Origin of the sequence: Pseudomonas sp. GD04158 (genome assembly GCF_029834875.1) — a bacterium.
In the GTDB taxonomy this organism is placed as follows: domain Bacteria; phylum Pseudomonadota; class Gammaproteobacteria; order Pseudomonadales; family Pseudomonadaceae; genus Aquipseudomonas; species Aquipseudomonas hydrolytica.
In genome coordinates this window covers 1-11,897 of sequence record NZ_JAODYT010000098.1, presented here as the reverse complement: position 1 = coordinate 11,897, position 11,897 = coordinate 1, and the positions used below count along the sequence as shown (strand labels likewise).

11 protein-coding genes are annotated in these 11,897 nt (G+C 65.2%); 7 read left to right on the top strand and 4 right to left on the bottom strand.

The annotated features are described in order from the left end of the window. On the bottom strand, nt 1–604 hold a 604-nt coding region (locus N7333_RS22175), incomplete at its 3' end, for a DUF1631 family protein (RefSeq protein WP_279859392.1). 154 nt (nt 605–758) lie between these two features. Between N7333_RS22175 and N7333_RS22170 the strand changes: the two genes are divergently transcribed. After that, entirely contained in the window at nt 759–986 is a 228-nt protein-coding gene (locus tag N7333_RS22170) for a DUF2970 domain-containing protein (RefSeq protein WP_012018556.1), read from the top strand. On the opposite strand, the gene N7333_RS22165 is transcribed toward N7333_RS22170, so the two are convergent. Then, nucleotides 987–1,973: an ABC transporter substrate-binding protein gene (locus tag N7333_RS22165; RefSeq protein ID WP_129482785.1), complete on the bottom strand. Its 987-nt coding sequence runs from the start codon at nt 1,971–1,973 to the stop codon at nt 987–989. It abuts the gene before it with no gap. Between the two features lie 517 nt (nt 1,974–2,490). Here N7333_RS22165 and N7333_RS22160 point away from each other — a divergent pair. From N7333_RS22160 to N7333_RS22150, 3 genes are all read left to right on the top strand, one after another. After that, nucleotides 2,491–4,149 (top strand): nitrite/sulfite reductase, encoded by a 1,659-nt coding sequence (locus N7333_RS22160; RefSeq protein ID WP_129482764.1) that lies wholly within the window; start codon nt 2,491–2,493, stop codon nt 4,147–4,149. Continuing rightward, complete coding sequence (locus tag N7333_RS22155; protein WP_129482765.1) at nt 4,133–4,630, top strand: DUF934 domain-containing protein; 498 nt, start codon at nt 4,133–4,135, stop codon at nt 4,628–4,630. The genes N7333_RS22160 and N7333_RS22155 overlap by 17 nt, the downstream gene beginning before the upstream one ends. Before the next feature lie 139 nt (nt 4,631–4,769). After that, nucleotides 4,770–5,171 carry a transcriptional regulator gene (locus tag N7333_RS22150; RefSeq protein ID WP_096826427.1) on the top strand — a complete coding sequence of 134 codons (402 nt, stop codon included), beginning with the start codon at nt 4,770–4,772 and terminating at the stop codon, nt 5,169–5,171. Nucleotides 5,172–5,257: 86 nt separating this feature from the next. On the opposite strand, the gene N7333_RS22145 is transcribed toward N7333_RS22150, so the two are convergent. Both N7333_RS22145 and N7333_RS22140 read right to left on the bottom strand, forming a co-directional pair. Then, a complete protein-coding gene (locus N7333_RS22145) occupies nt 5,258–6,940 on the bottom strand; it encodes a DEAD/DEAH box helicase (protein WP_012018551.1) in 1,683 nt (560 codons plus the stop codon). A 336-nt stretch (nt 6,941–7,276) separates the two neighbouring features. Further along, on the bottom strand, nt 7,277–8,056 hold the full coding sequence (locus tag N7333_RS22140; RefSeq protein WP_003240122.1) for a spermidine synthase: 780 nt from the start codon (nt 8,054–8,056) through the stop codon (nt 7,277–7,279). 136 nt (nt 8,057–8,192) lie between these two features. Here N7333_RS22140 and N7333_RS22135 point away from each other — a divergent pair, with 136 nt between their 5' ends. From N7333_RS22135 to N7333_RS22125, 3 genes are all read left to right on the top strand, one after another. Then, nucleotides 8,193–9,521 carry an NAD(P)-binding domain-containing protein gene (locus N7333_RS22135; protein WP_129482766.1) on the top strand — a complete coding sequence of 443 codons (1,329 nt, stop codon included), beginning with the start codon at nt 8,193–8,195 and terminating at the stop codon, nt 9,519–9,521. Between the two features lie 2 nt (nt 9,522–9,523). After that, entirely contained in the window at nt 9,524–10,456 is a 933-nt protein-coding gene (locus N7333_RS22130; RefSeq protein ID WP_129482767.1) for a bile acid:sodium symporter family protein, read from the top strand. 118 nt (nt 10,457–10,574) lie between these two features. After that, nucleotides 10,575–11,897: 3-deoxy-7-phosphoheptulonate synthase class II (locus N7333_RS22125; RefSeq protein WP_279859391.1), on the top strand; the 1,323-nt coding region annotated here is incomplete at its 3' end.

The window sequence follows — 11,897 nt, the reverse complement described above, 5'->3', positions numbered from 1 at the left end:
GCGGCTCGATCCGCTGTGCGGCGAACTGCTCGACCAGCGCCTGCATGTAAGGCTGCAGCAAGTCCGGCAGCAGGCGTCCGGCTTCGCTCAGGTAGAGGGCGCGCACGCCGAGCGGTTGATTGCGCAGGCGTAGCTCGGCCTGCAGCTGACGCAGGAGAAATTCGAACGATAGGGGGTTGTCCGCATCGGCCAGAGGCTCGCCGGCCAGACGGTTGAAACAGCCGCAGACCCGCCACTCACGTACCCCGAGGCTTTCGCGCAAGGTGCGCACCAGGCGCCGCGCGAGCAGCATGTCGTCGACTTCCTCATCGTCCACCAGGCTCCACTCGCTGCGACTGTCGAGCACGGCGGCCTGCTCCGGAAGAGCCAGCAGCCCCCCGCAGATGCCCTGCACGCAGCTGGCGATGGCGCGCTCCTGCTGATTGCGGCAAAAGCGCATGAAATGCTCGCAGGCCTGCGCTTCTTCATTGGAAAAGGCGCGCAAGCGCTGCTCTGCCAGCGCCTGCTCCAGTGCCAGACAGAGTTGCCGCAGCGCATCAGGCAGATACTGGCGAACCAGCGCACCGAGTGCCTCACCGAGCGCGCGGGGTAACGGTCTGGGCATCACGGGCAACGCTCCTGCCTGCAGTGGCTCCCTGTGCTTGACTATAGCCGTTTGCCACCCGTTGGCTAAGCGCTCCTCGGCCTATGCCGGCGGCGCTGCAGCGGCCGCTGCGGCCAGACAGCGACTATGCTCAGGGGAGACCGGGAGAGCACCTATGAACGAGCCAGACAAACAACAGCCACCACCGCCCCTGACGCTATGGGAAATGCTGCAGAGCGTGCTGGCCGCCGCACTGGGGGTACAGAGCGGCAAGAACCGCAGCCGCGACTTCAGCCGCGGCAAGCCCAGTCACTTCATTCTGCTCGGGCTGATGTTCACCGGGTTGTTCGTGCTGGTACTGCTGGGGGCGGTCAAGTTGATCCTGCACCTGGCCACCGGCTGATCAGCGCAGCAGGCTGTCGATGGAACAGGCGTAGCGGCTCATCTGCGGTCGTTGGGTGGCGCTGAAAGTACGGAAATCCAGGCCGATGTCGTCCTGGTCGAGGCGAGTGAGCAGGCGCTCGGCATCCTTGTCATCGATCAGGCGCAGCAGGCTGGCCACCTGGTCCTTGCCACCACGCTCGGCGAAATCGAGCCCCCTGGAATGATCGTAGAGCATCACCAGGGCGCATCCCCCGAGAATGAAATGGCCGCTGGCCAGCACCTCGATACGCCTCTCGATACGTGCCTGCAGCACACGGTGGGAATTGTTCAGCGCCGCGTAGTGCAGGCGGCGGCCCTGCTCCTCGGCCGCCTGCATGACACCGAAGGCCATTTCGTCGTTGGCCGCCCACACCAGGTTGAGATTCGGATAGCGCGGCAGCAGCGCCTGCGCCTGCTCGTAGGCACGTTGCTGACGCCACTCGCCATACAGCATCTGCTGCAGACGAACATGCGGAGCCTCGGCCAGGGCTCGCTCCAGCCCTGCGACGCGCAAGGTCGCCGAGGGCGTCTGCTTGATGCCGGTGAACGCCAGCATTTCCGCAGGCTTGCCGTCTGTCAGGGCGATCAGCGCACGCGCCATCAGGTAGCCGGCCTCCTCATCGTTGGGTACCAGGCTACCCAGCCAGTGCCGGTAGCGCTCCCGGCTGCCGCCGGCCAGCGCCTGCTGCTCAGGGGTAAGGGTGCTGTGCAAGGCGAACAGACGCACCTCGCTGTCCTCGAACAGGCGCAGGATCTCTGGCCCGGTGAACTGCTCATTGACGAAGATCAGGTAATCGGGATGCTTGCCAGCCAGGACCTGATGGGCATTGTCGAGGATACGGGCATTGTCGCGCTGGCCGTAGAGAACGCGCAGCTCGACGCCCAAATCGTCGGCTGCGTCCTGCATGTAACGCGAATAGGCGACCCAGAACGGCTCGTCGCTGTATCCCGGGTTGAGAAACACCATGGAAACCGGCCGCTGCTGCGCGCCAGCAAGGCAGCAGCACCCCATGAGCAACAGCCCCAGCATCCACCTGATCACGACGCCCCTCCCCGAGAACCGGGCGCAGTATAAAGGCATAAACGCAAAAAGGCCGCCCGCCAAGACGGGTCGGCCTCTGCAAGCGCGTCGAAGACTACTGGCCGCTGACCCAGAACACCGCCGTGGCAACGGCGATCAGGATCAGGCTCAATATGGCCCACGCATCGATGAGGCTGTCGGATTTCTCCGGTTCACTGTGCTCGCTCATGACTCCCCCTATTCTTGTGCTTGTGGGTAATGCACTGTGCATTTAAGACCAGGCTTGGCCAACGCTCAAACCATATGGTTATGCTCTGAGACAGTCTTATTCCCTAAACCTAGGTTTATATATTCAAACATCACTTTTACGCATAAACCTGAGCTGGTATCGTGCCCCGGCTCCTCGGGAGTGCGCGGCCGTGCGCGCTGATTGGCAGTAAGTAGCCTGACAACAGGACCCTTCATGTACGTTTATGACCAGTACGATCAACAGATCGTCGAGGATCGCGTCAAGCAGTTCCGCGATCAAACCCGCCGCTACCTTGCCGGAGAGCTGAGCGGCGAGGAATTCCGTCCGCTGCGCCTGCAGAACGGTCTGTATATCCAGCGTTTCGCGCCGATGCTGCGCGTTGCCGTACCTTATGGCCTGCTGTCGTCCACCCAGGTGCGCATGCTGGCCAAGATCGCCCGCGACTACGACAAGGGTTACGCGCACATCAGTACCCGGCAGAACGTGCAGTTCAACTGGCCGGACCTGGAAGACGTGCCGGAGATCCTTGCCGAGCTGGCCACCGTGCAGATGCACGCCATCCAGACCAGCGGCAACTGCATCCGCAACACCACCACCGATCAGTTCGCCGGCGTGGCCAAGGACGAGATCGTCGATCCGCGCCCCTGGTGCGAGATCATCCGCCAGTGGTCGACCTTCCACCCCGAGTTCAGCCATCTGCCGCGCAAGTTCAAGATCGCCGTCAACGGCGCCGTGAGCGACCGCGCCGCCATCGAAGTGCATGACATCGGTCTGGAAGCGGTGAGGAACGAGGCCGGCGAGCTGGGCTTCCGCGTTTCCGTCGGCGGCGGCCTGGGCCGTACCCCGATCGTCGGCAGCTTCATCAACGAATTCCTGCCCTGGCAGCACCTGATCAGCTACCTCGACGCCATCCTGCGTGTGTACAACCGCTATGGCCGTCGCGACAACAAGTACAAGGCGCGCATCAAGATCCTGGTCAAGGCGCTGACCCCCGAGGTGTTCGCCGAGCGCGTGAATGCCGAGTGGGCGCACCTCAAGGACGGCCCGACCACCCTGACCGAAGCCGAAGTCGCCCGCGTCGCCGCGCATTTCGTCGACCCATCCTACCAGACCCTGCAGGACGAAGACGCCCTGCTCGCCCAGCAGGACGCCGAACACCCGGGCTTCGCCCGCTGGCGCCAGCGCAATACCTTCGCCCACAAGAAGCCCGGCTACGTCGCGGTGACCCTGTCGCTCAAGCCCACCGGCGTGGCGCCGGGCGACGTCACCGACAAGCAGCTCGACGCCATCGCCGACCTGGCCGATCGCTACGCCTTCGGTGAAGTGCGCAACAGCCACAACCAGAACATCATCCTCGCCGACGTCGAGCAGCGTCAGCTGCTGACCCTGTGGGGCGAGCTGCGCGAACAAGGCTTCGCTACGCCGAACGTAGGCCTGCTGACCGACATCATCTGCTGCCCGGGTGGCGACTTCTGCTCGCTGGCCAACGCCAAGTCGATTCCGGTGGCCGAAGCCATTCAGCGCCGCTTCGACGACCTCGACTACCTGTTCGACATCGGTGATATCGACCTGAACATCTCCGGCTGCATGAACGCCTGCGGTCACCACCACGTGGGCCATATCGGCATCCTCGGCGTGGACAAGAAAGGTCAGGAGTTCTACCAGGTATCGCTCGGCGGCAGCGCCGGTCGCGAAGCCAGCCTGGCGCAGATCCTCGGCCCCTCCTTCGCTCAGGACGACATGCCGGACGTGATCGACAAGATCATCAAGGTCTACGTCGAGCAACGCACCGAAGAAGAAAGCTTCCTCGACACCTACCGCCGTGTCGGTATCGACCCGTTCAAGGAGCGCGTCTATGCAGCGAATCATTAAGAACGGTCAGGTGGTCGACGAAACCTGGCACCTGCTGGCCAAGGACGTGACCCTGGACGTCATTCCCAACTGCGACGACATCATCGTCCCGCTGGCCCTGTGGCGCGAGCATGCCCATGCGCTGAAAGCCCGCGACGGCGGCCTCGGCGTATGGCTGGAAGCCGGCGACGAGGTCGAGGAAATCGCCGATGACCTGGCGCACTTCCAGGTTATCGCCCTGGAATTTCCGGCCTTCACCGACGGCCGTCACTCCTCCACCGCCTACCTGCTGCGCACCCGCTACGGCTACAAGGGCGAAATCCGCGCCATCGGCGACGTGCTGCGCGATCAGCTGTTCGCCCTCAAGCGCGTCGGCTTCGATGCCTTCGCCCTGCGCGCGGACAAGGACCCGTTTGATGCGCTGAAGGCCTTCGAGGACTACAGCGAGGTCTATCAGGCTTCGGCCGATCAGCCGCAACCGCTGTTCCGTCGCCGCGCCTGATCAGCGCTGGCAGAAGCGAACGAAACGCCCCGACTGGTTCGGGGCGTTTTGCTTTGCATGGACCGCTCGGCAATTGGGTCGAACCGTACCGCGTCAGTGAAGTCGGACCCTATAAGCCCATCGCTTAGGGAGTACCGCCATGAAACATGACTGGGACCTGATCGAACGCCTGCTGCACGAGGCGCAGAACTCCGCCGGCAAACCCTTCGCCCCGCGCCGTTATGCCGAAGAGCTGGCCGAGGAGCACGAAAATGCCGGTGAGCACGTGGACAATCTCGACCACCTGCGCGCCGAAGCCGCCCGCTACGAGGCCCGCCTGCTGCACAACGGCTTTATCGAGCCGCGCCCGGAGGAAGAAGGCGGCAACGGCGAGAACTTCATCCTCACCGCGCGCGGCGCACAATTGCTGAGCATGCTCGACAGCAGCATCCCCGGCAGCGAGCACCCGCGCGAAGTGCTCGACGAGGCTGGCGAAGCGGCGCTGACGCCCGAGGTGTTCGACCGCCTGGCGCCCAAGGCCAATCTCAGCGAAACCGGCTGACAGGCTGGCGCACAAACAAAAACGCCGCGCCCTGTGCAGGGCGCGGCGTTTTGCTGATCCAGCGGCAAGGCATCGAGCCTGGTGGATCAATCCTCGCGGTAGCGACGCAGTTTCAGCGCCTTGCCGGCCACGCGGGTGTCCTTCAGCTTGCCGAGCAGACGGTCCAGACCATCTTCCGGCAGCTCGACCAGACTGAAGGTCTCGCGGATCTGGATGCGACCGATGGCTTCGCGCGCCAGGCCGCCCTCGTTGAGGATGGCGCCGAGCAGGTTCTTCGCGGCGATGCCGTCGCGAGTGCCCAGCGCGGTACGGCAGCGTACACGACCCTCGGCCAGCGGCAGCGGCGCACGGCGCTCGCGGTATTCACCGCGCTCGCCGCCACGATCACCATCACGCTCGCGACGCTCACGCGGCGCACCACCAACGCCCGGCACCAGCGGCTGCTCGCGCTCGACGCTGGCCAGATCCAGCGCCTGACCGTTGGTGGCCTTCTTCAGCAGCGCGGCGGCCAGCGCGCGCGGGCTGCAGCCGATGTCGGCGGTCAGGCGGTCGAGCAGTTCGCCATGGCTGGCTTCGGCGTCCGCGACCAGCGGCGCCAGGCTGCTGGTCAGCTTCTTGATACGGGCATCGAGCACCTGCTGGGCGTTCGGCAGCTTGACCTCGCCCACCTTCTGCCCGGTGACACGCTCGATCACCTGCAGCATGCGGCGCTCGCGCGGGGTCACCAGCAGCAGCGCACGGCCGTCGCGACCGGCGCGGCCGGTACGGCCGATACGGTGTACGTAGGATTCCGGGTCGTACGGCATGTCGACGTTGAACACGTGGGTGATGCGCGGCACGTCGATACCACGGGCGGCGACGTCGGTGGCGACGACGATGTCCAGACGACCGTCCTTGAGCGACTCGATCACGCGCTCGCGCTGGTTCTGGGCGATGTCGCCGTTCAGCGCAGCGGCCTTGAAGCCCTTGGCTTCCAGCGCGGAGGCCAGATCCAGAGTGGCCTGCTTGGTGCGCACGAAGGCGATCAGCGCGTCGAAATCCTCGACTTCCAGCAGACGCAACACGGCGTTGGTCTTCTGGTCGGCGTGGATCATCAGGTGCGCCTGCTCGATGCGCGAGACGGTCTGGGTCTTGGCCGCGATCTTGATGTGCTGCGGCTCGCGCAGATGCTTCTCGGCGATGGCGCGGATCGAATGCGGCAGCGTGGCGGAGAACAGCACGCTCTGGCGGCTTTCCGGCATGGCTTCGAAGATGATTTCCAGATCGTCCATGAAGCCCAGCTTGAGCATCTCGTCGGCTTCGTCGAGCACCAGGTGCTGAATGGTGGACAGCACCTTGTCGTCACGACGCAGGTGGTCGACCAGACGGCCCGGCGTGGCCACGATGATCTGTGCGCCCATGCGCAGGGCCTTGAGCTGCGGGCCCATCGGCGCGCCGCCGTAGACGGCGACGACGTTCACGCCCGGCATCTGCTTGGAATAGGTTTCAAAAGCGGTGGCCACCTGCAGGGCCAGCTCGCGGGTCGGGGCGAGGATCAGCACCTGCGGCTCGCGCTTGGCCGGGTCGATCTTGCTCAGCAGCGGCAGGGCGAAGGCGGCGGTCTTGCCGGTACCGGTCTGCGCCTGGCCGATCATGTCGTGGCCGGCGAGGATCACCGGAATGGCCTGCGACTGGATCGGAGACGGCTCTTCGTAACCGACGGCGGTCAGAGCGGCGAGAATATTGGGATGAAGTCCGAGCGCGGCAAAGCCGCCGATTTCCTGGGTCATGGGTCTGCCTCAAGTGCATCCGCAAAGACCCATGTTCCAAAGCTGCGCATGCCGTGTAAGACCTTGTGGGTCACCCTGGCAGCCTGGTTCGGCGGGGATTTGCGAAAACGTGATGAAAGTGAATCGTCAAGGATAGTCCGCAGCGGGACCGGCTGCCGAAGTCGAGCTCCGGGCGAATTGCACTACCTGAACGTGGCCAGAAAATTGGCCGGCGCGCACTATACCGGAAAACCGGGCTCAGGTGCTGTTTTTTATGGCCAGGCCGCTCTGGCAACGAGAGCTCTGCCCGGCGCAGCGCCCGCAATAGCCGCTTTCAGCCCCTTTCGCAGATGCGCATCAGGTAGCCGGACGTAGCGCCTCGATCAGCGGCTGCAGCGAATAGCCGAGGCGCGGTGCCAGCTCGCCGGCTCGCACCTGCAGGCGGCCAAGATCGAGCGGCTGGTCGAGATCGGCGGGTATCAGCAATACCACGTTGCCCTCCTTCACCGGGCATTCCCAGTAATGGCGGTGATACAGGCCGCGCAGCAGCGCCGCGCCGAGCGGCTTGCCGTCGTTGCCGGCCCATTGGTTGATGATCAGCCAGCCACCGGGATTGAGCTTCTCCCGGCAATGCTCGAGAAACCGCCAGGCCAGATGGCCGGCGCCGGGGCCTTGATCGGTGTACAGATCGAGGAAGATCAGATCCGCGGTTTCGGCGCTGTCGAGCAGTTCGGTGGCGTCGCCGATGCGGATGGTCAGGCGCGGATCGTCATCCAGGCCGAGAAACTCCATGGCCAGGCGCGGCACGTCCGGACGCAGTTCGATGGCCTCGACGTCCTCCAGCGGCAGGAACTTCAGGCAGGCCTGGGTCAGGTTGCCGGCGCCCAGGCCGAGAAACAACGCCGTTTCCGGCGCGTCGTGGCACAGCGCACCGAGCAGCATGGCGCGGGTGTAGTCGTACTCCAGCCAGCTCGGATCGCCCTGGAACACGCAGCTCTGCTCGATGGCATCACCGAACTCGAGAAAGCGATAGGCGCCGATCTGCACCACGCGGATCACACCGAAGGCATCGCGCACTTCGGCCAGCAATACCTCATCGAGCATCTGCATTTCGTCGCTCGGCGGCAATCCGGGCATGGACCATTCTCCAACAGTGACATCCCGCACCATGGGCGACGGGGCAAAGGCGCCGATTGTCATTGAAGGCGGCGCTGCGGGTCACGCAATAATTCCAGCACTTGCGTTGGCCAACATAACAATAACGAGGTTCGCCATGTACGCCATCATAGGTGCCGGCCCGACAGGGCTGTGCGCGGCCCGGCAACTGAAGAGGCACGGCATCGATTTTGTCGGCTTCGAACTGCACAGCGATGTCGGCGGCCTGTGGGACATCGACAACCCGCACAGCACCATGTACCACTCGGCGCACCTGATTTCCTCCAAGGGCACTACCGAGTTTCGCGACTTCCCCATGCGCCCCGAAGTGGCTTCCTACCCGCATCACAGCGAAATGCGCCGCTACTTTCGCGACTATGCCCGGCAGTTCGGCCTTTACCAGCACTACCAGTTCGACACCCGCGTGGTGCAGCTGCAACGCCTGGACAAGGGCTGGACGCTGGTCAGCGAGCGCAACGGCGAACAGCGCGAATGGCGCCTCGATGGCGTTCTGATCGCCAACGGCACCCTGCATACGCCCAACCTGCCATCCCTGCCCGGCCACTTCGCCGGTGAGGTGTTGCACTCCAGCGCCTACAAGAGCGCCGATATCTTCGCCGGCAAACGCGTGCTGGTGGTCGGCTGCGGCAACTCGGCCTGCGATATCGCGGTCGATGCCGTGCATCGCGCCGCCTCGGTGGATCTGTCGGTACGGCGCGGCTACTACTTCCTGCCCAAGTTCATCCTCGGCAAGCCCACCGACACCTTCGGCGGAGCGATCAGGCTTCCGCGCCGGCTCAAGCAGCTGCTCGATGGACTGCTGGTGCGCGCTCTGGTCGGCAAACCTTCGCAGTACGGCCTGCCCGATCCTGACTACCACCTGTATGAATCGCACCCGGTGATGAACTCGCTGGTGCTGCACCATATCGGCCATGGCGATATCCGCGTGCGCGGCGATATCACGGCGATAGACGGCCACAGCGTCACCTTCGCCCATGGCGCACGGGCCGAGTACGACCTGATCCTGCTGGCCACCGGCTACAAGCTCGACTATCCCTTCATCGAGCGCAGCGAGCTGAACTGGCCGGAGGGCGCAGGCGCGCCGCAGCTGTATCTCAACGTCTTCCACCCGCAGCGTGACGACCTGTTCGTGCTCGGCATGGTCGAGGCCTCCGGTCTCGGCTGGCAGGGGCGCGACGAGCAGGCCGAACTGGTGGCGCTGTACATCCGCCAGCTGCAGGCCGGCAGCCCGGCGGCACAGGTTCTGCGCCAGACCATCCGCGAGCAGGCCGGCCAGCGCCTGGATGGCGGCTACCGCTACCTGCCACTGGAGCGCATGGCCTACTACGTGCACAAGGACAGCTATCGTAGACGCATCGCCGCGCACAGTGCCGCCCTGCGGCGCGAGCTGAGCGAGAGTGCCTACGCGGCCACCCAGGGAGCCTGAACGTGGAACCGGTGACGATCGCCTTCGACCCCAGCAGCCTGGTGCTGATCAATCTGATCGTCGCGCTGATGATGTTCGGCGTTTCTCTCGATCTGCGCGCCGATGATTTTCGCCGCATCGCTCGCGCGCCACGCGCCCCGCTGCTCGGGCTGCTGGCGCAGTTTCTGCTGTTGCCGGCACTGACCTGCCTGGCCTGCTGGGGGCTGGGCATCGAGCCGGAACTGGCCCTGGGCATGATGCTGATCGCGGCCTGCCCCGGCGGCAGCTTTTCCAACATCATGACCTGGCTGGCGCGGGGCGATGTCGCGGTCTCGGTGAGCATGACGGCGGTATCGAGCCTGGCCGCCAGCCTGCTCACACCGCTGAATTTCGCCCTGTACGCCTGGCTCAACCCCTACACGCGGCCGCTGCTGACGCAGATCGCCCTCGACCCGCTGGGCTTGCTCGCGCTCGTGCTGCTGGTGCTGGCCCTGCCACTGCTGGCAGGCATGTGGGTGGGGCGGCGCTTTCCACGCCTCGCGCAGCACCTGGAAAAGCCCCTGCGCCTGTTCGCCCTGCTGGTGATGCTGGGTTTCGTCGCCCTGGCGTTCAGCCGCAATCTGGAGCAATTCACCCGCCACTTTCACCTGTTCTTCTGGCTGGTGGTGGCGCACAACGCGCTGGCGCTGGGCATCGGCTATCTCAGCGCACTGATCGGCGGGCTACCGGCAGGCGAGCGCCGCGCCGTGACCCTGGAAGTGGGCATTCAGAACTCGGCGCTGGGCCTGGTGATCATCTTCACCTTCTTCCCCCAGGCCGGCGGCATGCTGCTGATCGCCGCCTTCTGGGGCTGCTGGCACCTGGTGTCGGGCCTGGCCCTGGCATGGCTCTGGTCGCGCCGCCCACCCGAGCCCGCGCCGCTGCTGCTCGCGCAGCCCGGCCTCAGGGACGAGTGACCTGCAGATCGGGCGCGTGCAGCGCCCCGCGTCGTTGCGCCCGGGGCTGCGCTAGGGGGCATGGGGCTTATCGGTTAAGATGCCCACCAGCCCGAATCAGCCGATACAGAGATGCCGCATGTCGCACGCCTGGAGCCCAGAAAGCTGGAGGGCCAAGCCCATCCAGCAGCAGCCCGAATACCCTGACGCCGCCCACCTCGCCCGCGTCGAACAGACCCTGGCCGGCTACCCGCCGCTGGTGTTCGCCGGCGAGGCGCGCGAGCTGCGCCGCCAGTTCGCCGAAGTCACCCAGGGCCGCGCCTTCCTGCTGCAGGGCGGCGACTGTGCCGAGAGCTTCGCCGAGTTTTCCGCCGCGAAGATCCGCGACACCTTCAAGGTGCTGCTGCAGATGGCCATCGTCATGACCTTCGCCGCCGGCTGCCCGGTGGTCAAGGTCGGGCGGATGGCCGGCCAGTTCGCCAAGCCGCGCTCCTCCGGCAGCGAAACCATCGATGGCGTCACCCTGCCCGCCTACCGCGGCGATATCGTCAACGGCATCGGCTTCGACGCCGCCAGCCGCGTGCCCGATCCGGAGCGCCTGCTGCAGGCCTATCACCAGGCCACCGCCAGCCTCAACCTGCTGCGCGCCTTCGCCCAAGGCGGTTTTGCCGACGTGCATCAGGTGCATCAGTGGAACCTCGATTTCATCGCCAACTCGGCGCTCTCCGAGAAGTACCACCAGCTGGCCAACCGCATCGACGAAACCCTGGCGTTCATGCGCGCCGTCGGCATGGACAGCGCGCCGCAACTGCGCGAAGTCAGCTTCTTCACCGCTCACGAAGCGCTGCTGCTCAACTACGAAGAAGCCTTCGTGCGTCGCGACAGCCTCACCGGCCGCTGGTACGACTGCTCCGCGCACATGCTGTGGATCGGCGACCGCACCCGCCAGCTAGACGGTGCGCACGTCGAATTCATGCGCGGCATCGAGAACCCCATCGGCGTCAAGGTCGGCCCGAGCATGGACCCGGACGAGCTGATCCGCCTGCTCGACACGCTCAACCCGGACAACGATCCAGGCCGCCTCAACCTGATCGTGCGCATGGGCGCGGACAAGGTGGAAGCGCACTTCCCGCGCCTGCTGCGCAAGGTCAAGGAAGAAGGCCGCCAGGTGCTGTGGAGTTCCGACCCCATGCACGGCAACACCATCAAGGCCAGCAGCGGCTACAAGACCCGCGACTTCGCGCAGATCCTCAGCGAAGTCCGGCAGTTCTTCGCCGTGCACCAGGCCGAAGGCACCTACGCCGGCGGCATCCATATCGAGATGACCGGGCAGAACGTCACCGAATGCATCGGCGGCTCGCGCCCGATCACCGAGGACGGTCTGTCCGACCGCTACCACACCCATTGCGACCCGCGCATGAACGCCGACCAGTCGCTGGAACTGGCCTTCATGATCGCCGAG